General features: G+C 68.1%; 23 protein-coding genes. 9 read left to right on the forward strand and 14 right to left on the reverse strand.

What is annotated here, in order from left to right:
• Positions 1-35: 35 nt before the first annotated feature.
• Entirely contained in the window at positions 36-284 is a 249-nt protein-coding gene (locus tag NTY77_16395; GenBank protein MCX5797073.1) for an SWIB/MDM2 domain-containing protein, read from the reverse strand.
• Between the two features lie 95 nt (positions 285-379).
• Positions 380-643, reverse strand: a complete 264-nt coding sequence (locus NTY77_16400; GenBank protein MCX5797074.1) for a DUF167 domain-containing protein — start codon at positions 641-643, stop codon at positions 380-382.
• 336 nt (positions 644-979) lie between these two features.
• Between NTY77_16400 and NTY77_16405 the strand changes: the two genes are divergently transcribed.
• The 5 genes from NTY77_16405 (at position 980) to NTY77_16425 (ending at position 4,062) form a co-directional block, all read left to right on the forward strand.
• Positions 980-2,047 carry a tetratricopeptide repeat protein gene (locus NTY77_16405; GenBank protein MCX5797075.1) on the forward strand — a complete coding sequence of 356 codons (1,068 nt, stop codon included), beginning with the start codon at positions 980-982 and terminating at the stop codon, positions 2,045-2,047.
• 31 nt (positions 2,048-2,078) lie between these two features.
• The gene (locus NTY77_16410; protein ID MCX5797076.1) at positions 2,079-2,360 is read left to right on the forward strand and encodes a hypothetical protein; all 282 of its coding nucleotides are present in this window, start codon (positions 2,079-2,081) and stop codon (positions 2,358-2,360) included.
• A gap of 11 nt (positions 2,361-2,371) precedes the next feature.
• Positions 2,372-2,905 carry an RcpC/CpaB family pilus assembly protein gene (locus NTY77_16415; protein ID MCX5797077.1) on the forward strand — a complete coding sequence of 178 codons (534 nt, stop codon included), beginning with the start codon at positions 2,372-2,374 and terminating at the stop codon, positions 2,903-2,905.
• Positions 2,906-2,968: 63 nt separating this feature from the next.
• Complete coding sequence (locus NTY77_16420) at positions 2,969-3,601, forward strand: hypothetical protein (GenBank protein ID MCX5797078.1); 633 nt, start codon at positions 2,969-2,971, stop codon at positions 3,599-3,601.
• On the forward strand, positions 3,598-4,062 hold the full coding sequence (locus NTY77_16425; GenBank protein MCX5797079.1) for a hypothetical protein: 465 nt from the start codon (positions 3,598-3,600) through the stop codon (positions 4,060-4,062). The genes NTY77_16420 and NTY77_16425 overlap by 4 nt, the downstream gene beginning before the upstream one ends.
• 15 nt (positions 4,063-4,077) lie before the next feature.
• Here NTY77_16425 and NTY77_16430 read toward each other — a convergent pair whose 3' ends face one another.
• The 4 genes from NTY77_16430 to NTY77_16445 form a co-directional block, all read right to left on the reverse strand.
• Positions 4,078-5,175 carry a HAMP domain-containing sensor histidine kinase gene (locus NTY77_16430; GenBank protein ID MCX5797080.1) on the reverse strand — a complete coding sequence of 366 codons (1,098 nt, stop codon included), beginning with the start codon at positions 5,173-5,175 and terminating at the stop codon, positions 4,078-4,080.
• 212 nt (positions 5,176-5,387) lie between these two features.
• On the reverse strand, positions 5,388-6,062 hold the full coding sequence (locus NTY77_16435) for a phenylalanine--tRNA ligase beta subunit-related protein (GenBank protein ID MCX5797081.1): 675 nt from the start codon (positions 6,060-6,062) through the stop codon (positions 5,388-5,390).
• Between the two features lie 20 nt (positions 6,063-6,082).
• Positions 6,083-6,691, reverse strand: a complete 609-nt coding sequence (locus NTY77_16440) for a thioredoxin domain-containing protein (GenBank protein MCX5797082.1) — start codon at positions 6,689-6,691, stop codon at positions 6,083-6,085.
• A 55-nt stretch (positions 6,692-6,746) separates the two neighbouring features.
• On the reverse strand, positions 6,747-7,868 hold the full coding sequence (locus tag NTY77_16445; GenBank protein MCX5797083.1) for a geranylgeranyl reductase family protein: 1,122 nt from the start codon (positions 7,866-7,868) through the stop codon (positions 6,747-6,749).
• Positions 7,869-7,911: 43 nt separating this feature from the next.
• Here NTY77_16445 and NTY77_16450 point away from each other — a divergent pair, with 43 nt between their 5' ends.
• Complete coding sequence (locus NTY77_16450; protein MCX5797084.1) at positions 7,912-9,357, forward strand: serine/threonine-protein kinase; 1,446 nt, start codon at positions 7,912-7,914, stop codon at positions 9,355-9,357.
• A 21-nt stretch (positions 9,358-9,378) separates the two neighbouring features.
• On the opposite strand, the gene NTY77_16455 is transcribed toward NTY77_16450, so the two are convergent.
• The 3 genes from NTY77_16455 to NTY77_16465 are packed head-to-tail and all read right to left on the reverse strand — an operon-like array spanning position 9,379 to position 12,707.
• Positions 9,379-10,266: a hypothetical protein gene (locus tag NTY77_16455; protein MCX5797085.1), complete on the reverse strand. Its 888-nt coding sequence runs from the start codon at positions 10,264-10,266 to the stop codon at positions 9,379-9,381.
• A gap of 6 nt (positions 10,267-10,272) precedes the next feature.
• A complete protein-coding gene (locus NTY77_16460; GenBank protein MCX5797086.1) occupies positions 10,273-11,520 on the reverse strand; it encodes a murein transglycosylase domain-containing protein in 1,248 nt (415 codons plus the stop codon).
• Between the two features lie 29 nt (positions 11,521-11,549).
• Positions 11,550-12,707: a sigma-54 dependent transcriptional regulator gene (locus NTY77_16465; GenBank protein MCX5797087.1), complete on the reverse strand. Its 1,158-nt coding sequence runs from the start codon at positions 12,705-12,707 to the stop codon at positions 11,550-11,552.
• A gap of 202 nt (positions 12,708-12,909) precedes the next feature.
• Here NTY77_16465 and NTY77_16470 point away from each other — a divergent pair, with 202 nt between their 5' ends.
• Together NTY77_16470 and NTY77_16475 are read left to right on the forward strand one after the other, a co-directional pair.
• A complete protein-coding gene (locus tag NTY77_16470) occupies positions 12,910-13,335 on the forward strand; it encodes a hypothetical protein (protein MCX5797088.1) in 426 nt (141 codons plus the stop codon).
• Positions 13,325-13,666, forward strand: coding sequence for a helix-turn-helix transcriptional regulator (locus NTY77_16475; protein ID MCX5797089.1), 342 nt, complete (start codon positions 13,325-13,327; stop codon positions 13,664-13,666). The genes NTY77_16470 and NTY77_16475 overlap by 11 nt, the downstream gene beginning before the upstream one ends.
• Before the next feature lie 5 nt (positions 13,667-13,671).
• On the opposite strand, the gene NTY77_16480 is transcribed toward NTY77_16475, so the two are convergent.
• The 5 genes from NTY77_16480 to NTY77_16500 form a co-directional block, all read right to left on the reverse strand.
• Complete coding sequence (locus NTY77_16480; protein MCX5797090.1) at positions 13,672-14,034, reverse strand: hypothetical protein; 363 nt, start codon at positions 14,032-14,034, stop codon at positions 13,672-13,674.
• The gene (locus NTY77_16485) at positions 14,024-16,291 is read right to left on the reverse strand and encodes a DUF2339 domain-containing protein (GenBank protein ID MCX5797091.1); all 2,268 of its coding nucleotides are present in this window, start codon (positions 16,289-16,291) and stop codon (positions 14,024-14,026) included. The genes NTY77_16480 and NTY77_16485 overlap by 11 nt, the downstream gene beginning before the upstream one ends.
• A 9-nt stretch (positions 16,292-16,300) precedes the next feature.
• Entirely contained in the window at positions 16,301-17,689 is a 1,389-nt protein-coding gene (locus NTY77_16490; protein MCX5797092.1) for a radical SAM protein, read from the reverse strand.
• Positions 17,690-17,755: 66 nt separating this feature from the next.
• Entirely contained in the window at positions 17,756-19,699 is a 1,944-nt protein-coding gene (locus tag NTY77_16495) for an ATP-binding protein (protein ID MCX5797093.1), read from the reverse strand.
• On the reverse strand, positions 19,696-20,721 hold the full coding sequence (locus NTY77_16500; GenBank protein ID MCX5797094.1) for a hypothetical protein: 1,026 nt from the start codon (positions 20,719-20,721) through the stop codon (positions 19,696-19,698). The genes NTY77_16495 and NTY77_16500 overlap by 4 nt, the downstream gene beginning before the upstream one ends.
• Before the next feature lie 52 nt (positions 20,722-20,773).
• On the opposite strand from NTY77_16500, the gene NTY77_16505 reads away from it, so the two are divergent.
• Complete coding sequence (locus NTY77_16505; GenBank protein MCX5797095.1) at positions 20,774-20,938, forward strand: hypothetical protein; 165 nt, start codon at positions 20,774-20,776, stop codon at positions 20,936-20,938.
• Positions 20,939-21,356: the final 418 nt, after the last annotated feature.

Genomic DNA, 21,356 nt, shown 5'->3' on the forward strand with positions numbered 1-21,356 from the left:
CGGGAGGTCCGTTGGGCTTTATGGTTCTGGACGGTCTAGTTGAGGTGCTTGCTGACGAGCTTGGTCATCTCGAACATGTTGACCGTGTTCTTGTGGAAGATGACCTTCAGGTTCGCGTCGGCGTTGATGTTCCGCTTGTTCTTGGTGTCCTGCAGCTTGTTCTTCTTGATGTACGCCCAGAGCTTCTTGACCACTTCCGTGCGCGGAAGGGGCTTGTTGCCGACGACCTTGGCGAGCTCGGTGCTGGGGGTGAGGGGCTTCATGAATGCGTTCTTCTTGATCATTATGGTTCTCCTGTGGGGTCCGGAATGAGCATCAATTTTGCATGATTTCCCGTCTCAGGTCAATGACGGGGGACGGCGCCTGAACGCCGACACGCTCAGGGGATGCACGCCATCACCTGCTTGAACTGCTCTTCGCTGCGGCCCACGATCTCCACCGTCTTCTCGCAGCCGTTCATCCCCCGCAGGATGTTGACCTTGAGCGGCGGGACCTCGAAGAACTCAGCCAGGTAATCCTTCAGCGTCGCGTTTGCCTTGTCGTCCATCGCCGGGGCCGTGACCCGGACCCGAAGAACGCTTCCGATGCGGTTGACTATCTCGTTGTCTTCTGCGCCTGGCATGAGACGGACTTTGACTATCATGCAGTACCCTCCCTACCATCTGCGAGCCTGCCTGAACGCCGACCGAGTCGTCGCTGTTGCCACCCTTGGAGAATCGCGCCTATCCCAATCGTCTTCTGGCGCTATGGGGATTTGGGGAGACCTATATGATACCTCAGAATCGCCCTAAAAAAACGGCCCATATCGACCGGGGGGCGACGCGCAGGCATGTGTCAACTACGCATTGACGGGAGGGTAAAGCGGGGGGTACACTATTAGATGGCAATATCGGGAGAGAACAAGCTGTTTCTTCCTATATGCGCCCTGTCGTTTGCCCTCCACGCCTCCCTCCTTTCGCTGGCTCCGCGCATCGCTCAAATGCTGGGGATGATGTCGGCCGCGCCTCCGCCGCCGACGGAGATCGAGGTCGCGAGCCCGCCCCAGGTCGACGCGGCGGCGCAGACGCCGGCCGTCGCTCCGGCGACGCCGCCGCCGAAGGATCACGATCGAGCGCAATCCCATGGCGAGGCGACGTATTACTCGGGCCATGGGGTCGCCAAGGATCATGGGCAGTCCGTGTCCTGGTATCGCAAAGCCGCGGCGCAGGGCGATGTCCACGCCCAATTCTCCCTCGGGGGGATGCTCTACATCGGCGAAGGGGTCGCCCAGGATTATGGGGCGGCCGCGTCCTGGTATCGCAAGGCCGCGGAGCAGGGCGATGCCCGGGCGCAATCCAACCTCGGGACGATGTATTACACCGGCCATGGGGTCGCCCAGAATTACAGGGAGGCGGTGTCCTGGTATCGCAAGGCCGCGGCGCAGGGCTATGCCGATGCGCAATACATCCTCGGGGCGATGCACTATCAAGGTCATGGGGTCGCCAAGAATTATGAAGCGGCCGCGTCCTGGTTCCGCAAGGCCGCGGAGCAGCGCCATGCCGATGCGCAATTCTATCTCGGAGGGATGTATCGCGAAGGTGATGGGGTCGCGAAGGATTATGAGGAGGCCGTGTCCTGGTATCGCAAGGCCGCGGCGCAGCGCCAGGTCGCGGCGTATTACACTCTCGGGGTCATGTATTTTCAAGGTCATGGGGTCGCCAAGGATCATAGAATGGCGATGTCCTGGTTCCGCAAGGCCGCGGAGCGGGGCAATGTCGATGCGCAATACTTTCTCGGGGCGATGTGTTACGCAGGTCTAGGGGCCGCCAAGAATGATGCGGAGGCCGTGTTCTGGTATCGCAAGGCCGCGGCGCAGGGCGATGGCGCCGCACAGGGCGCCCTTCGGGGATTGGAAACATCTCACGGCACGGCCCACGGATACCCCCCAGAGGCCCAGAGGCCCCGGCCGAGTTCTTCCCAGCCCACCGCGGTTTCCGAGGAGGAGGTCCGGGACATGATCCAGGCCGCCATGAAGGAGCCCGCGGGAGGTCAGGCCCGCGCGCTGTAGCTGATGCCGGAAATGTGCTAGGCTTCAACGCATGAGCAAGCTCATCAAGGTTTCCGTCGTCAACGCGGAAGGCGACGGCCGGGAGTGGTCTATCTCCGTGCCGGTTTTCGGGCTTCTGGCGCCGCTGGCCGCGGTCATCGCGCTCGTGGCCCTGGCGGCCGTGCCTTGGCTGCCCGGCCCCCGGGTTGAGACCGTGAGCGCCGAGGACCTCATCGTTCCTCTCAACGTCCGGGACCCCTCCGCATTGGTGATGGCTCCCCTTGACTTCAGGTCGCTCCCGAGCTGCGCTTGCCCGGCGGGCAAGAAGCGCTAGGAGGTCATGACATGACCGGCAAACGGATCTCATCCGCGACGCTACTGGCGGCTTTGGTCGTTTTCGGCCTGACTTGGCTTCGGGCGCAGGACAAGAAGGAGCCGGCGCCGGCCGAGAAGCCCGCGGCGCGGGCGCAGGGCCGGCTGCGCCAGTCTTTGCTGGCGCGGCTCTTCGACCGGGGCTTCGACCGCCGGCTCATGGCGGACCGCTACCGGGCCGTGGCCGTCCCGGTCAACGAGTACGGCCTGACCGATCTCCGGCCCGGAGACCGCGTGGATGTCCTGACGGTCTTCGACGCGCTGGCCCCGGACAACCGCAAGGAGAAGCTCGCCGCGACCTTGCTCCAGAACGTGAAGGTCCTAGGGGTTGACCTTTCCGCGGACCGCAAGGGGCCCGGCACGCTCCATCTCCTGCTCAACCCGCTGGAGGCCCAATACGCGGCGCTCGCCGCCTGCCAGGGCGAGCTCTTCGTCGCCCTGCGCAAGGAAGGCGACGTGGAGATCTACCCCATGGAGATGGCGAGCTTCCGCAAGCTCTTCAGATAGCGCGGGGCGGGGCCCGCGCCTACTTCTTGGGGTAGCCGCCTGAATCTCCTATAATAACGCCTCATGACCGAGCCTCCCGCGGACCCCGCTTTCCACTGGTTCGTCGCCCTGCGCCGCCAGGAGTACGAAGGCGAGAGCCGCGCCAACCTCCTGCGCATCTGCGCCATCGCCGCCTTCTACGCGGTCGAGCTCGTCAACTACCGCGGCCTGGACCTGCCCGGGCTCCACATGCCCCGCGTGGCCGGCGTGGATTGGAGCTTCCACCTCGCCATGACCGTCCTGGCCGGCGCCTGGGCCCTGACCGGCTGGGCCGTGCTCGTGCTCCTGCGCGCCCGGGTCTTCCCGGGCCTGCTCAAGTTCGCCTCCACCGCCTGCGACCTCGCCTACCTCACCGCCATACTGCTCATCGCCGACGGCCCCAGAAGCCCCCTGGCCGTGGCCTACTTCCCCCTCCTCGCCTTGGCCGGCCTGCGCTTCGACCTGGCTTTGGTGCGCTTCGCCACGATCGGCGCCGGGCTCGGCTACGCCGTCCTGCTCATGCACAGCGCGTGGCTGCGGCCCGCGACCCTCGTGCCCCGCTACTTCGCGGTCACCTTCATCCTGGCCTTGGGCTTCACCGGGATCTGGCTCGGACAGATCATCCGCCGCACCCGGGCTTTGGCGCACGACTTCGCCTCGCGCCTGGACCGGCCATGAGCGCCGAAGCCCTGCGGCCGCTGTGCCCCTACTGCAGCAGCGACATCCTGCGGCCCGACGCCTCCTGCTGGCTCTGCGGCCGGCTCCTGCCCCAGGAAGTCGTGGAACGGCTCGTGGTGGAGGACGTCCTGAGCCATCCCGTCACGCTGGCCGGCGTCGAGGACCTGGAGTCCTCCCATTTCGGCCTGATATTCCTCATGTCCTGTCTAGCCATAGGAGGCTTCACGGTCTCCTCCCGGTTCGGCTGGCTCTTCCTGGTCATGCTCTTTCCCGCGGGCTTGTGGCTCGTAGTCGAGAGCATGCCCGGCCTCGTGCGCAGGCTGACGGGCGGCGCGTCGACCAGCGCCGTGGCCTGGACCGTGGCCGCGCTCCTCGTGATGCCGCTCAGCCTCATCCTGGCCCTGGCCTCGGCCGGCTTGGCGGGCCCCCCGGGCGGCGCGCTCCTGCGGTTCCTGCGTTAAGGCCTTGGGCCGCGCTCAGCGGCCTGCCTTGCCGTCCTTGCCGTCCCAGACGGAGAGGTCGAAGGAGAACTGCGTGCCCTGGCCCGGCGCGCTCTTGATGTCCAGCCGGGCCCCGTGCAGCTCGAGGAGGTCGTTGATGAGCGCCAATCCCAAACCGGAGCTCTTCGCCCGCTCGCGGCCCTCCTCCGTGCGGTCGGGCACGGAGCACACCCTGGCGATGTCTTCAGCCGACATCCCGATGCCCGTATCCTGGATCGAGAACCTGGCCCAGGAGGCTCCCAATGCGGTTATGCGCACCACGATCACGCCGCCGACAGGCGTGTACTTGATGGCGTTGGTCAGGAGGTTGCTGATGACGATGGAAAGCCCCGGCGCGTCGGCCCACACGAAGACCGGCTGCTCGGGGAACTCGGTGAGGATCTCCAGACGGTTATGCTCGATGATGGGCTGCAGCAAAGCGATGGCATCGAGCGCCACTTCGCGCATCGCGGTCCGGGACATTTCGAGCTTCAGGCGCCCCTGCTCGATCCGGTCCATGGTCAGGAAGGTGACGGTGGAGACGCGCAGGCGGGTTATGGCGCTGTCGAGGATCTGGTAGGCGTCCTCCCGCGAACACAAGACCTGCGCGCTGTCGGGCTCGTGGAGCACGGCCAGAGCCAGCTTCATGTTCGTCAGGTAGTTCGCGTATTCGTGGCTGACCAAAGACATCAGGTTGGTCTTCAGGCGCGAGACCTGCTCCGCCGCTTTCCGGGCGGCCCGTTCTTCCAGATAGCGCATGGTCATCTTGAGCAGTCCGACGAAGATCATGAAGAAGCCGAGCCGGACCAAAGCGTTCCAGACCCCCATCTCCCAATGGGAGTAGACCTGCCCCGCCCAGAACTCCGCCAACAGCCAGCCGCCGGCCGACACGACCGGCACGATCACGACCCACGCCCCGCCGAGGGACAGGACCGCCAAGGTGATGGGGATGACGGACAGGATCGAAACGCTGAGCTCCGGGCCGGTCCAGTACTCGATGAGCCAGATGGCCGCCACCAGAGCCCCGATCAGCGACCCGAGAGCCGCACGGCGCATGCGGCGCAGGGAATCCGGGAATCTTTCTAAGAGACTCATCCAGCGCGGCGGGCCTTCCTTCGACCGGTCCGATGTCCCTTCGCGGGACGGGCGCCCGTTCTGGGCAGGCACTACCGTCCGCGCTTTTTCCTGGCGGGTCGCATTGCCCTGGGATAGGGGCCGCATTGTTATAGGTACCTCAATAGGCAGTTTAACCAAGGCTCGCCCAGGTTGCCACTCGGCGAAGTCAGGAATTGTCAGGGATGGTCAGACTAGCCGAGCTTGAGGACCTGGGTCCGAAACTCGGCGGCTCCGCCGAATTCCTTGAGCAGCGCCCCGAAGCGCTCGACCAGAGCGGCAAGCTCGCGGCCGGGAGCGCAGTCCAAGCTGGCGTAGATGACGCCGATGACCGCGGCCGTGTCGTCCTTGAGCTTGGCGGCCATGGAATCCTTGACCGCGTTGCCCAGCGGGATGCCGTCGGGGCCATCCGCTCCACCGCACACGCAGAGCAGTCCTTCGAGGTCGATCTCCTGCCCGGCGTTGTTGAAGACGTAGCGCTCCCCGGGCCGGCCGTAGCGCAGCCAGGCTTGGCCCGCGAAAGCCCGCAGGTCCAGAAGGCTGATGGGCAGGCCGCTTTCCAAAGAGAGCAGGTTGTTGACGTCCACGAGGTTGTTGATGCGCGGGAAACGGCCCTCGCGCGCGGCCTGCGCCAGGTACTCGCTGGCCGGCTTGTTGCGGCCGGTGGGCTTGAAGCCCCCCCGCCGGAGCAGCCCGCGGATGGCGTCCTTGACGGGCGCGGGCGGGAAGTCCTCGCCCGCGCGGCGCGCCACGAGAGCGTCGATGAGACGCCCGAGCTCAGGGGCCGGCGCGGCGACGCGCACGCCCTCGGCGAGCACGATGCCGGCCGCGAAGGACCGGTCCGGGACGAGGTCCTCGATGGCGGTCATGGCGAGGAAATCCCTGAGCCTCAGGTCCCGCCCAGGCCCTCGTCGATGAAGCTCCGCAAGCCCTGGTAGATGCCCTCCTCGTCTTCGGCCGGAGCGCCGGTGATGGAGCCGGCCGGTTGGCCGCGCGAGAAGAACAGGAAGGTCGGCACCCCGCGCACGGAGAAGCGGTCGGCGAGGGCGGTCTGGGCTTCCACGTCGAGCTTGCCGATCCGGTAGCGGCCGCGGGATGCCAGGCTGAGGCGGTCCAGAGCCGGCATGGAGGACTGGCAATAAGGACAGGCCGTCCTGTAGAAGGCGACGAGCGCCGGGGACTTGTCCCTGGCCACGAAATCAGCGAACCCCGCGTCCGTGAGCTCAACGACGCCGCCGGCCTCGGAGGCGGGGCCCTCCACGCCGGCCGCGGGCGCGCCGCCCGCGCCATGGGAGGCGCGATACCCGTACCACCCGCCCGCGGCCAGCGCCGCGATGAGCAGCGCCGTGCCCCAGGGCAGCCCGCCCGCCGGGGCCTCGGCTTGGGCCGGCACCGGGCTCGATACATCATGGGGCTTCCATTTGGCGAAGATGATGCCGCAGTTGGGGCACTCGCCAGCGCCTGGGGCGCTCTCCCGGCCGCAGTTTGGGCAAGGCATGGTCACCAGGCAGGATAGCAGACGCCTTCCGACAAAACAAGCTCCCGCGTGAAGATCAGCGGCCCAGCAGCGACTCGCTGAAGAACCTCTTGTAATCCGATTCGCCGGCGAGGACGCGGAGGAAGCGCTGCATCGAGCCCGTCCCGCCGCGGAAGCGCCGCATGGCCAGACTGCGGAAAGGCTCGCGCAAGAGCAGGTTGCGCGCCCAGCGAGCCTGCCCGAACACGGGGGTGATCTCGCGGCGGCAGGCCTCGTTGTAGCGCGCGGCGCAGTCGCCCCCGGCGAGCATGCTCTCGGCGGCCAGCGCGCCGCTGTGCAGGGCGAAAGCGATGCCCTCGCCGGTCAGCGGCTCCGCGAAGCCGGCGGCGTCTCCGCAGAGCCAGACGCGGCCCGCCGCCGGCTCGCTGAGGAACGCCTCGTTCGGGAGTTTGGCCCCGCGGACCTTCAGGTTGCGCGCATCGGCAACGCCGCAGTCCTCGAGCAGGCGGCGGAAAGTCTCCGCCACGTCCTCCTTCGTCCCCGGGATGCCTCCCAGGCCGATGGACAACCAGTCCCCTTTCGGGAACGCCCAGCCCCAGCCGAGGCGCAGGTAGCCGAAGAAGATGCGCGCCGCATGCAATCCTCCCAAGACCGGATTCCCCGCGCGCGGAACATCGACCTGCAGGCCCACGGCCAGACTCCTGGGCGGCAGGGCCTTGCCCACGGCCCGGCCTACCGCGCTGAAGACCCCGTCGGACCCGACGATGCGCTCGCAGCGCAGCTCGCGGCCGCCCACCAGCGCCGCGGCGCCGCGCAAACCCTGGAACTCCGCGGCCTCCACCCGGCAGCCGGCTTGCCGGGCCGCCTCGATGAGGAAGGCGTCGAACCGGTCCCGGAAGACGAAGCTCAGCTGGTAGCGGCTCTGCGCGGCATTCAGGAACTCGCGGCCGTCGAATATCTCGAATCCCTGGGAGGATTCGCCGATGACGCGGGCCGGGAGTTCGAGCTTGAGCCGCTGCCGCAGCAAGCGCATGGCCTTCTCGGTCAAAAGCCCGCCGCAGAGCTTGTCGCGCGGCAAGGCCTTGTCCACGATGAGCACGTCCCGGCCGGCGCGCGCCAGCAGGATGCCCGCGGCGCAGCCCGCGGGCCCGGCCCCTACGATGAGGGTCTCGCAGCCCGCGGCCGAGGTGGATGGCATGGGATATTGATTGTAGATAAAATCAGGCTATACTAATGGACGGATGAAGACCGCGGCCCTACTCCTGCTTCTGGCTCTGGCCGCTCAGGCCCAGCCCATGGGAGGCGGGCCGCCTCCAGGCCCCGATCCCCGCCGGTTCGTCGAAGAGGTGAGGAGGTTCCCGACCACGGTCGACAACGTGCACGCGCGCGTCCACCGATTGATGGATATCATCCGGTTCTCAGGGCGTCCCCCGAGCGAAGCCCAGCGCAAGGATATCGAGAAGATCCGCCGGCTGCTGCGCGCGGAAAAGCTGAGCGCGGCCGCCCCGCTCGTCGATCAGGTGATCCTCGGATTATTCGAATCCGGCCCGCGGCCGGCTGGCGGGGCCTGGCCTTCCGGGCCGCCCATCGCCCGATCCGGACAGCCGCCTCCCGCCGCGCCGGCCGCGGCGCCCGCCGAGCTGGGTGCTCCGATCCTGCTCTCGGAGCCCACGAAGAGCCGGCCCATCGAGCATCCCGCCCCACCGGCTGAGTTCTCGCAGACGGCCCCCTCCGAGGCGCAGCAGCCGCAGGCGCCGGGGCGGCCTTGGTGGCCCATCGCCGCCGTCGCGAGCAGCCTGGTCCTGGCGGGCGCCGCGGTCCTGTTGGTAGTCTCCCGGAGAGCGCCGGAGAGGGCCGCCGCACCGCCCCGATCGCTGACCGAGAAGTACTCCTTGGGGCGGGTCATCGCCAGCGGGGGCATGGGCGAGGTCTACGAGGGCCGCGACCTGAAGCTGGGCCGCCGCGTCGCCATCAAGCGGATGCTCGCGGAGGTCAAGCTCGATGCGGCCCTGCGCGCCCAATTCCTCAAGGAGGCGCGCACCGTCGCCAAGCTCTCCCATCCCTACATCATCCCCATCCACGACTGCCTGGAAAGCGGGGGCGACCTCTACCTCGTCTTCGAGTACGTCGCAGGCGAGACCTTGGCCCGGGTCCTGCAGCGCGAGGGCCGACTGCCCCTGAAGGACTGCCGCCGGATCTTCCAATACGTCTGCCCGGCCGTGGACCACGCGCACCAGCACCACATCCTGCACCGCGACCTCAAGCCCGCCAATATCATGATCGACGCCAACGGCATCGCGCGCGTGATGGACTTCGGCATCGCCTTGGACTCCACCCGCACGACGTCGAGCCCGGCCCCGGCCCTCCTGGACGCCTCGGGGACCCTGCGCTATATGCCCCCGGAGCAGCACTACGGCCGGAGCGTCCGCGCCTCCGACGTCTACGCCCTGGGCGTCTGCCTCTACGAGATGGCCGCCGGCCATCCGCCGTTCTCGGCCGGCAGCGTCGATGAGCTCATCGCGATGAAGCAGGCGCGGCGCTTCCCCCCGCCCAGCACGCTGCTGCCCGAGCTGCCCAAGGAGCTCGACCTCTTCATCGCGGCGGTGCTGGAGCCGGATCCGGGCCGGCGCGTGCCCAGCGCGGCGGAGTTCCTCGAACTGCTCAGCGGGCTGCCGGGCGCGACCTAGACGGTCATGTGCTGACGCGGCTCAGAAAGGCAGCAGGATACGGGCCAAGACCGTGCCGATGACCTCGTCGACGACCTTGATCTGGGAGTGCAGCAGCAGGCGCGCGACGATGTAGAGCCCGATGGCGACGGCCGCCGCGGGGGCGAACCGCTTGGCCCGCGCGAAGCGTCCGCTGGGGAGGGAGTCGTCCAGCTCGGTCTCCTCCTCCGGCGGCCCCGGCACGGGCGCGGTCTGCACGTGCTGCCAGAAGGCCAGGTCCCCGTCGCTGGGGCAGGCGGTGGTGCCGGGGCGCAGGCGGGCCTTGGTGCCCAGCTGGCGCAGGCAGTCCATGAGCCCCGGGGTCACGCCGTGCTCTTGGAGATAGGCGAAAAGCTGGCGCATCTGGGGCGAGAGCGCCGGGTCGTCCGAGGTGTAGGTCTTGCCGTCGATGCGGATGACGCTGACACGCTGGCCCTTGAATATCTTGACCTCGGGAGGGGGCGGAGCCTCCCCCGGCCTCCGGTTGCGGCCCAGGCGCCAGGCGCGCCAGTCGACCAGGAGCTCGGGGCTGTAGCCATCCTTGCGGATTCGGTCCATGAGGACCCGGACGTCCTCCGGCAGGCCTGGATCGTCGGCGCGGTAGCTGACGCCGTCGATGACCAAGGCGCCTTCGGCGGCCACGGCCACCTCGCCCGCGGCGGGGATGCTCCGCGCGATGGGCTCATGGCAGGCCCAGCAGGCGGGCTGGTCCTCGTCGTTGGACCGGCCGCAGTGATGGCAGAAGACGCGGCGCCCGGGCAGGGCCGCGGCCGCCGGCTCGCGCGAGGAGAGCTCTCCGATCTCGAGGTTCTCGAAGCGGTCGAGCTTGGAGAGGGCCTCCCGCACGTCCTGGGGCAGGCTGCGCCCGTCTTCGTGAGCCCCGTCGGCCATCGGCCCCTACAGGCTCCGGTACAGCTCCATGCGCTGGCGGACCCGCGGCACGTAGGCCTGGGTCTCCTTGGGGGCCTTGCTCTTGATCTGGCCCAGGAGCTCCGTGGGGCTCATGCTGTCCGCGCTGCGTCCGGCCAGCACGGTGCGGTTGACCGCGCCCGAGCCGCAGTTGTAGGCGGCGATGCTGAGGTTGAGGCGGTTCTCCGGGTCCTTGACCTTGCCGTAGTGCCGGCTCATGATCAGGTGCATGTACGCGGTCCCGAGCTTGATGTTGTTGTCCGGGTCGAAGAGGTACTCGGGAGTGAGCACCTTGTCCTGCTTGTAGACGTACTTGTAGGCTTCCTTGGCCCCGTAGGGGATCATGAGCTGCATGAGGCCGAAGGCCGGGGCCTGGGACTTGGCCATGGGGTTGAACTCGGACTCGGTGTGGACGATGGCGTAGACCAAGGCCGGATCGAGGTCGTTGAGCTTGGCCGCGGCCGCGATCTGGGACTCGTAGCGCTTGGCCCGGATCTTGAGGTGGTCCGGCACCATGGGCACCGTGACCGTGACCTTCAGGCGCGGCTTGCCGTCCTGGGCCACCACCGGCTTCTCCTCCACCTTCATCTGGGGCGCCAGGACCTCCTTGACGAAGCGATCGGCGTTCTTCTCCGTCACGGGCTTGCCGTCGGCTCCCTGCAACTGGTCCTTGAGCACCTCCGGCTCCTTGGCCTCGGGCTTCTGGGCCAAGGTCTTCTTGGTCTGGGCCTGGAGCTTCTCCTCGGCCAGGGCCTTGAGCTTGCCCTGCTCCTTGGCGTCGAGCTGGCTGAAGGTCACCGCCTTCTTGCCCGGCGCCACCTGCTCCATGGGCACGAGCACCTCGACTTCGACCTTGCCCTTCTCGAAATCCACCTGGCTGCGCGTGTCGGACTTGGCGCTGTAGTCCACCCAGTGCTTGGTATCGGACTCGCGGAAATCGGTCCACTGCTGGACCACGCGCTTGCGCAGGGCCTCGCGCTCGGCGGCCATCTGCTTGAGCATTCCGTCGTAGATCCTGGCCTGCTCGGCCGTCATCTTCTGGTATTCCTCGGCCTGCTCACGCGCGCCGTTCGTATAGGTCTTGGTCATGTCCTCCTGGCCCTGCTGGAACTGCTCCTGCATCTTGCGGCGGGAGGCTTCCCAGTCATCCTGCTGGGAGTCGTCCTGCGCGGCCAGCGGCCGCGCCAGGCCGAGGGCCAGCGCCCCTGCGATAAGACAGAAGAGTGTGTTTTTCATGATATTGACATTATAGCGGAATCGGGGGCCTACGGGATGTCCTGGCGCCGCACCCGGTCTCCCTCCAGCAGGACCACGACGCGCTCCAGGACGTTCTCAAGCTCGCGCACGTTGCCGTCCCAGCGCGCGGCGCACAAGGCCTCCAGCGCCGCGGGCTCCACTTCGGGCTTGGCGCGGCCGTTCTTGCGCGCGTGCCGGCCCAGGAAGAAGTCCACCAGCTCCGGGATGTCCTCGCGGCGCTGGCGCAGGGGCGGGATGGTGATGGGGATCACGTTGAGCCGGTAGTAGAGGTCGCCGCGGAAGCGCTTGGCCGCCACGGCCTGCGGGAGGTCCTGGTTCGTGGCCGCCACCACCCGGACCTCGGCCTGGCGCGTGCGCGTGCCGCCCACGCGGTCGAACTCGCCGCTCTGCAGGACGCGCAGGAGCTTGACCTGCATGGCCGGGCTCATCTCGCCGACCTCGTCGAGGAAGATGGTCCCGCCGTCGGCCAGCTCGAACTTGCCCGGCTTCTCGCGCAAGGCGCCCGTGAAGGCGCCCTTCTCGTGGCCGAAGAGCTCGGCTTCGAGCAGGTCCTCGGGGATGGCGCCGCAGTGGACCTTGATGAAGGGCTTGTCCTGGCGCGGGCTGGCCGCATGGATGGCGGCCGCCACCAGCTCCTTGCCGGTGCCGGTCTCGCCCAGGATGAGCACGGTGGCCGACGACGGCGCGGCCTTGCGCACCAAGCGATGGACCGCGGCCATGGCCTCGCTCTTGCCCACGATGGCCTGGGCCTGGTCGCCGGCCTCCATCACCCATTCCTTGCCTTCCCGCGAGGATGAGGCCAAAGCCTTGGCGATGATGCGCTTGAGCTCCGCGAAGTCCAGCGGCTTGGTCAGGAAATCGTGCGCACCCCAGCGCATGGCGTCCACCGCGGCGGGGATGTTGCCGAAGGCGGTCATGAGGATGACCGGCAGCTCCGGCCGGCTGCGCTTGAGCCCGCGCAGCAGGCTCAGGCCATCCTCGCCGGGCAGCTTGAGGTCGGTCAGGACCAAAGCCGGCTTCTCGGACAGAGCGGCCCGGGCCAAGGCGGCGTCCTTGACCGCGGAGACCCGGTAGCCTTCCGCCGTGAGGATGCCCTGCAGGACCTTGCGGTGGTTGGCTTGGTCCTCGACGACCAGGATCAGCGGTGCTGGGAGAGGTGCGCTCATGCCGCGGTGCAGTGAATATACCACTTTCCCAGTTCGGGGACACCATACTTAATTCCCGAGATGAGTATTGTGTCCCCGAACTCCCTGTAGGGAACTTTTCCGGCTTGGCCTCGTATGTATAGTGGGCCGCCGCGCCCAGAATCAGACAACGGCCGGGCCCTTGACAATAGTTACCATACATGGTAACCTTTAGGAGGCGGCGATGCGGATCGTCTACCCCAAGCCCGAAGAGATCCTCTTCTACGAGGGACCCTGCTTTGCGGTCGAATGGTATTACACGGAAAACGGACGTTTGCCGACGCTCGAGTACTACAGGAGGCTGGCGGAGGCCGAGCAGCACAAGCTCAAATTGCTCGTGAAATACCTGGCCGACAATCCACACGGCACTCAACTGCCCGTGACCATGTACCGGATCGAGGATCGTGAAAACAAGATATTCGCCTTCAAGCCGCGGGCCGAGCGGTTCTTCAATTTCATGACCGAAGGGTCCCTGGCCATCATCACGAATGCCTATCACAAGCATGCGCAGAAGATGACCAAGCAGGACATGGAGGGACTGCGGCTCGCCTGTCGTTATCGGCAGGATTATATCCGCCGAGTGAAGGAGGGCACCTATTATGAAGCGTAGATGGCACGTGAAGAGCCAGCTGGCCAGGGACCTCGAAGACCCGGAGTACCGCAAGCGCTTCGAGGCGGACTACGCGGCCTTCAAGCTCGAAGTCCAGCTCCTTCTGGCGCTGGAGCGCAAACACTGGTCTTACTCGGATCTGGCCAAGGCGGTCGGAACCCAGAAGAGCCATATCTCCCGGGACCTGAAGGGCGGCGGCCTGGGCTCTGCATCGCTCTCCCGCATCGCCAAGATGGCCGAGGCTCTCGGCTTGAAGTTCGTCCCGCTTTGCATCTCTGAGAAGAAGATCAAGCAGGCTCTCCCCCTCATCATGAAGCTCGTGGCCGCCTGACGATCTCAGAACCTTGCCGGCAGTACGCCCAAGGTTGTGGGGGTGATCTCGGCCAGCGGCCCGGTGGAGACTTCGATGGGCCCTCCCGGAGCCGCGACCGCGCTCGAGGCCTCCGGGACGGCGGCGGGAGATGAGGGGACATCATTTTTCATTTCTGAGTTAAGTATTGTGTCCCCGATCTCCGCGGGGGCGGGCGCGGGGACCTGCTTGAGCGCCGCGTCGCAGGCCGGAGTCAAAGACCGCCTGAGCAATGCGCCTTCGCGCAGCGCCGGGGGCACCCCGGGGCGGCTCTGCCCGGCGAGGACGTTCAACAGGCAGGTCGCGGCGACGAGCGCCGCGCAGGACATGAGCGCCGCTTTATATCTCATCTGAGTCCTCCTTGCCGGTCAGCCGCACGTAAAGATACGAGGAAGCCACGAGCAGCACGCCCAGGACGGTGTAGCTGAGCACGCGATAGGGAAGCTGCATGCCGGTGAGGTCCACGAACAAGGCCTTGGCCACGCAGAGTCCGACCAGGCCCAGGCCGGGCAGGCGCAGGGCGCGGCGCCGAGTCACCAACCCGGCGACCAGGTACGCGCTGCCCAGCAAGGTCCAGTCCAAGGTCAGCCGCGTCCCGTCCGCCACCTTGGCGATGTAGAGGACGGGCAGGACCATGCTCAGAAGGGCGAAGAGCCGCTGGCCGCCGACCTCTTCCGACCGCTCCGCCGCGGTCTGCGCCCAAGGCTGCCAGACCAAGGGCAGGAGCCACGAGAGCGCGGTGTACCAGAAGACGAAGGCCGCGGCGCGGCTCTCCGGCGCGAAGCCCGCCGGCGGCAGGATCAGATAGGTCCAGACCCCGACGGCCGAGGCGGCGAGCAGGAGGATGTACGACTGGAACCGCAGTCCCGCGGCCACGGGCCGGGCCTGAGGCAGACGCGAGCGTCCCGCGCCGAGCAAGGCCAGGGCCGAGGCTCCCATCATGGGCAGGCGGAGCTTCGGATGGCTTTCCAGCGAGAAGCCGTAGGCCGCCACCGCGCTCATGAGCCAGCTCTGGCCGCTGCGCCACCAAGAGTACTCGCAGCCCAGGAACCGTCCCGCGGGGACCTCCCGGCCGAAGATCGCCGTGACATAGCAGAGCACGGCCGAGCCCGTGACCAGCCGGGGCGGGGTCAGCACGCCCAGCATGGGGTAGTTCGCCCCGTAGTCGATGAAGAAGCAGAAGACCCCGGCCGCGGTCTCGATCAGGAGCGCCTGGTCGAGGAGCGTGGTCCGGCCGGTCTCCGCGGCGCCCCATTCCAGCAGCATGGCCAGGGTGAACAGGGCGGTCACGAAGGCGGCCGGGGACAGGTAGGTCCAGGCGCCGAGCGTCAACGCGGCCAGGCCCCCATAGGCCCACAGGCCGGTCAGCGAGGGATCCTCGCGGTCTGCCCGCAGGACGGCGAAGGCATAGGCCGAGAGCCCGAGATAGCCGAGGCTCAGCGCCAGCGGCGCGCAGAGCTCCCGGCTGATGGACTGATGCAGCAGGCCGTGCGCCAGAGCCAGGCCCAGCAGCGCCAGCCCGTATTTCTCGAACGCCTTGCGGTCCAGCCACAAGCCGATGGTGCCCAGCAGGCTGGGGGCCAAGGCCAAGCCCCAGGCGCGCTGCGGCAGGTCCGGCAGGTCGAAGATTCCCAGCGCGAGCACGGCCGCTCCCAGGAAGGCTTGGACCTGGGCCAGGGCCGTGCCCGCCTCGGAGCCGCCGCGCGCGACGGAGAGGCCGGTCAGCACCGCGGCCAAGGCCAAAAGCCCGGCCGCGGCAGGCGCGGGCGCCAAGCAGCGGACCTGGCTGTAGAAGACGGCGGCATAGAGCACGGCGCTGAAGGAAAGCGCCGCGTCGACCCAGCGCTCGGGCCGCTCCTCCCGGCGCGTGGGGGTGAGCAGCGCGTAGGCCGAGTGCACCACCGCGGCGGCGGCCAGGCTGTGCCAGAAGTCCAGGGTGGGGGCGACCTGGCCGCCCGCGGCCGCGATGACTCCCTTGAACACGGGGAAGTAGTTCAAGTAGAAGCCGGCCAGGTTGACGGCCGCGATCTCCGGGCTGTCCAGCGGCCGGACCAGGCAGGCTCCGGCCAGCGCCAGCACCGCGCACACGGTCAGGGTCTGCACCCCGACGTGCGTGAGCGCGAAGACGAAGTAGGCCATGCCGAATGCGAAGACGGTCAGCAGGCGCGAGCGGGTCTTGAGGCTGTGGCCGATCATGCCGGCCGCGGTCACGCACAGCGCCGCCAGCTCCCAGCCGGTCGAGGCGATCAGGCGCGAGGAGCTGAGGTAGTGGGCCGCGAACACGGTGTAATAGACCAGGATCCAGCCGCCGCCGATGAGCGGGAGGCTGAAGGCGGCTCGGTCCGGACGGCGGTTGAAGAACTCGCCCAGAGCCACCAGGGCCAGCCCGGAGGCCAGGCCGATGGAGAGCTTTCCCGCGGGACCGGCGAGGCCGTGGGTGTATTTAAGGAAGAAGGCCCCGCCCAGCACGATCATGAGCATGCCCACATAGTTGAGGAGCTTCTCGCCGATGAGGCGCTCAGCCCCGCCCTTGCGTATGGCGTCCAGCCAGGAGCCGGAGATCCCGGCGAGGATGTCTCCCAGCGCGAGCTTCTTGGTCTCTTCCATAGGATCCTCCTACAGCCCCCACGCCATGCGAGCCTTCACCTCTGCGACCGCCGCCGCATCGGCCCGCCGACGGGCCGGGTTGCGTCCCTTGATGCCCTCGCGGATGTTGTCGTAGCGGTAGGTCATGCCCAGCCGCCAGCCCAGATAGGCCGGCACCAGCCCCACGCCGAAGGCGGTCTTGAGCGCCCGCCACAGGACGCGGTCCCAGCGGTAGAATTGAGCATAGAGCCAGTCCGCGCCCGCCTGCAGTTCGGCCGCGCTCATGCGCTTGGGCTCGATGACGGCATGGCGATAATCGTAGTTCCCCCAATCCCGGTCCTGGATGCGGCCCGCGGCCTCGAACTCCTCGTAGAGCGGCGTGCCCGGCTGGGGCGTGAGGATGGCCAGCTGCAGGGCGTCGAAAGGCGTTTCCTGCAGGAACTTCAAGGTGCGCTCGAACACCGTGACGTCGTCGGTGTCGAGGCCCACGATGATGCCCGCCTCCACGCCGATGCCCGCGGCCCGGATGCGGCGCACGCGGCGGACATAGCCCGCCGGGTCGTTGAAATCCTTCTGCATCACGGCCAGAGCCGCGGGGTCCGTGCTCTCGATGCCCACGAAGAGCCCCTGGCAGCCCGCGGCCCGGGCCAAGGCCAGGAGCTCCGGGTCGTCGGCGATCTTGATGGAGCACTGCGTGACCCAGCGCTTGGCCAGCGGGGCCATGGCCCGGAACAGACGCTTGGCGTAGTCCGGGTCCGCGATGATGTTGTCGTCCACGAACATGAAGTCCTTGGGCACCGTGGCCAGCTCGGCGAGCACGGCCTCCAGCGGCCGGGAGCGGTGGCTGTGATCAAAGAATGCGGTGATTGAGCAGAAGCGGCAGGTATGATTGCAGCCCCGGCCCGTCTGCACGGCGTGGATGGTCGCGTAGCGCCGGGAGTTCTTTTCGATGAGGCCGCGGCGGGGCATGGGCACGCCGGCCAAGTCCGGCTTGGACTCCGCCTTATAGAGCTTGCGCCAGCTGCCGCGCTCGATGTCCTGGAGCACAACCGGCCAGGCGCCCTCGGCCTCGCCCGCCACCACGATATCGAAATGCTCCATCGCCTCCCGCGGCAGGAGGGTCGGGTGGAAGCCCCCGGCCACCGTGATCTTGCCGCGCCGGCGGAACTCCGCGGCCAACTCGTAGGCCCGCGGCGCCAGCCCGGTCATGAGGGTGATGCCGACCACGTCCGCGTCGCTGTCGAGGTCCAGCGTCTCCACGTTCTCGTCGCAGAGCCGGACTTCGTGCTCCGGAGGCGTCAGGGCCGCGACCGTGGTCAGGCCCAGCACGCTGAAGCGCAGCATCTTGCGCCGCGGCGGCTCCTGTCCGGGCAGGACCCGGTACTTCTCCGCGGCCGGCAGGATCAGCAGGATCTTCATATCGTCTCCGTGAAGTTTGTGAACTTTGTGAGGGTCTGACCCTCACGGAGCAATATTCGTGCCGTTTTAGGCGGCGGGGAGTTCGACGGTGAAGCGCGCGCCGGGCTGCAGGTTCTCGGCCCAGGCCCTGCCGCCGTAGAGCTCGGCGAGCCGCTTGACCGTGGCCAGGCCCAGCCCGGCCCCCCCGCTGCTCGACTTGGCGAAAGGCACGAAGAGCCTGGGCAAAAGCCCGGTCGGGATGCCGGGGCCATTGTCCTCGACCTCCAGCACGGCCCAGGAGCCGCGCCGGCGCAGGCTTACCAGGACCCGGCCCTGAGCCGCGGCGGGCCGGGCCGAGGACGCGGCGTGCGCCGCGTTGCGCAGGAGGTTGAGCAGGATCTGGTGCAGGTGGTTGGGGGTCACGGCCAGGGGTAGGTCCACGGCCCGGCATTCCAGGGTCACCGGCTGGGGCCAGTCGGCCTTGGCCAGGCGCTCCACTTTGCCCCAGACCTCGGTCCAGGACGCCCGCCGCTCCTGAGAGGGACCTGGAGAGGCGTAGTCCAAGAGCTCGGTCACGATGCCGTCGAGCCTGGCCACCTCCTCCTTGAGCACGCTCAGGTACTCCCCCCGCTCGGCCTCGGCCAAGGGACGGCCCAGCATCTCGGCCGCCCCGGCCATGGCGCTCAGGGGGTTGCGCACCTCGTGCGCCACGCCGGCCGCCAAAGTGCCCAGTTGGGCCAGCCGGTCCGCGTGGAGCAAGGCCGCCGCGGTCTCGGCCGATTCCACGGCCCGGCCCATGGCCGTGGCCAGCCTCTTGAGCCAGCGCACGGCGCCGAGGTCATAGAAGCCGTCGGCCGGCGCGCCCAGCAGGACCGCGCCCACCAGCTCGCCGCCGCGCGTGATGGGGGCCGCGGCCCGGGCCTGCCGGGCGCGCAGGGCCTCGGAGAGCGGCCGCATCCTGCGGTCGCGGTCCAGGCTGTCGAGGGTCGCGACCTCGTTCTTGGCGCTCAAGAGCGCCCATAAGGGCTCCGGCAGCTCCGGCCCCGCGTCCACACGGCGCAGCAGGCGCCGGGCCCATAGGAACTCGGCCTGGGCGCTCCACACATCTTGGATGGTCCGCCGCGCGGCCGCGGCCGCGGCGTCGAGGTCCGCGGCGCGCTCCAGACCGCGCTCCAGGGCGTCCAAGGACTGGTCGCGGCTCATCTGCCGCGCGAAGAACCAGCGGCCGGAGAGCCGGCTGAAGCGCTCCCAGGCCGTGGGCAGAGCGGCCATGAAGATCACGCTCAGCAGGAAGAAGTTCAGGAACAGCGCGCCCTCCACCTGCCGGGTGAGCCAGGCGATGCCCGTGAGGATGAGGCTCAGGATCAAGGAAGCGCCGAGCATGGTGAGCCCGCGCTTGACCGCCACGCCCAGGTCGAGGAGATGGTGCCGGTTGATGGCCGCCAGCACGATGAGGGAATACAGCGTGATGGAGAGGTTCCCCGGCTGGGGCACCTTGAGGCCCAGGAGCGGCAGGCCGTCCGCGAAGCCGCCGAACACCGCGAAACAGGAGGCCAGCAGCATGTAGCCGCGGCGGTTGCGCTCGGCCGGCTCCTCGGCCCGGCGCCAATGCTGGTAGAGGAGGAACAGGCAGCCCAGGAAGATGGGCAGGCCCCCGGCCAAAAAAGCGCCGCGGAACACCCGCCAGGACATGACGCCGGACCAGAGCAGACCCAGCAGCGCGGCCCCGGCCAGGTAGAGCGGCACGGTGCGCCGGTGCCGCGGACCCTCGGGCAGTCCCGTGAAGCTCCAGACGAAGGAGAGCGCCGCGGCCGGGATGAGGGCCAAAGGCGAGAAGAGGAGCTTCATGTGCAGGGAACTGCTGAAATCCGGCCAGGCGCCGGCGTAAGCCAGGCTCCAGAAAGCGAAGCAGAAGTTGAGCAAGGAGAAGCTGCGGTAGAGCGGGGTCTGGCGGCCGCGCAGATAGGCAAGCACGCCGATGGACCCGTTGCACAGGGCGGAGATGAGGGCGATGGAGATGGGCCAGCTCATGCGGGCCTCCTGCGGCCGCGCCGGGCGAGGGCGAGGTCATGGCGGTACTGGGTGATGGAGCGGCGGGATAGGAATATGTGGTGCTTGCGCGCGAGCTCCCGGCGCAGGTCCTCGTCGGAGAGCTCGGGCCGGGCCCGGGCCAAGGCGTCGAGGCGGTCGAGGGCCACGGCCTTGGCGCTGGGCATCAGCGCCTTCATGGGAGCCTCCAGACCCCAAGGCAGCTGCACCGATTTGTTCGAGACCAGGCGGTTGATCGTGCTGGGCTCGACCCCCAGGGCCACGGCCACGGCGCGCTGGGTCAAGGGCTGGCGGCGCTCCGGCTCGCCCGAGCGCAGGTACTCGGCCTGGCCCTCGACCAGGGCTTCCAGCAGGCGGTAGAGAGTGGTCTTGCGCTGGTCGATGAACTGCAGCCGTTTGAGGAAAGCCCGGCAGCGCTCCGCCTGCTCGGGCGGCAGGCCGGCGAGCCTGGACTCATCGACCTGATAGCGGCCTTTCCAGATCTCGCGGTTGAAGAAGGAGATCACGGCCTGGCCCTCGGCCACGCCTATGCCGGCCACGGAGCTGAACACCGTGGCCGGCGCGGCCGCAGGGCGCTCGAACTCCCCCTGCAGGAAGGCGCGGTCCAGGAAGCGGCGCAGCTTTTGCGCCTCGGCGACCGTCACCCGGCAGCGCCGCGCACGCTCCGGGTCGCTCAGCCCCCCCTCTTTAAGGAAGCAGTCCTCGAAGCGTTTCTGCCCGATCTTCCGCATCAGGGCGACGAAGTCGCAATTGCCGTCCACGAGCTCGGGCAGGCCCGCGCTCTCCGTGCGCAGGCCCCAGCCGGCGAAGCGGCGGGCCGTGAAATAGGCCTTGGGGAAAGGCGTGAGGCGGACGGCTCCCGCGCTGCGCAGGCGCGCGAAGAGCGGGTGGGATTCGAGCTTGCGCGCCAGCTCCGCGAGCTCGGCCTCAGGCATCTCGAAGAGATGGGCCAGTTTGAGGCGGCCCTGGAGGCTCATGGAGGCGCGCAGGCTCATCTTGGGCATGGCTTTGCCAATGGTAGCACTTTGGCGGCATAAAAATTGCTCCGTCTAGGGCATGGACCGAAAGGACCGGCGCGGGCTGGCGGCGGCTTTCCTGGCGGCCCTGCTGGTCGGGGCAACGGCCGCGGAGTCGGGCTGGATCGTGTACAAGTCTGTCAAGCGGCTGCCGCGCCTGGAGGCGGCCTGCGTCGCGAGCCTCTCGCCCTCCGGGCGCTGGTAGGAGGGCTGTCCCGCCATGCGCAAGAAGGTTATCATAGGAACTGCGCGCAAGCGCGCCGCGAAACGGCGCGGCCGCGCTGGAGGCCGGAGAATATGCCTGCCGGAAGAGTCCTGCTTTTCAGCGGCATGGGTGGCGATGGCCGCCTGTTCCGGGACATCCGCATCCCGGGTCTCGAGCGAGTCACGCCTTCACCTTGACCCACGCCGAGCCGACCAACTCGGCCATAAGGGATTTCCTGGATCGGCCCGGCTGACTTATCCACCGACTCGTCCCAGGGCAGAGCTGTCCGGGGAAAGTCAAAGAAACTTGCCCGGACGTTCTCTGAGTCTCTCGGAGCGGAACCGACCTGCGACGACCCTGGGCCCGACAGGGTTCTCTGTGCGATGCTGTCCGGGGCAGGTCTGGTCGAGGAATCTCA

It is taken from the genome of Elusimicrobiota bacterium (assembly GCA_026388095.1).
GTDB lineage: Bacteria > Elusimicrobiota > Elusimicrobia > UBA1565 > UBA9628 > UBA9628.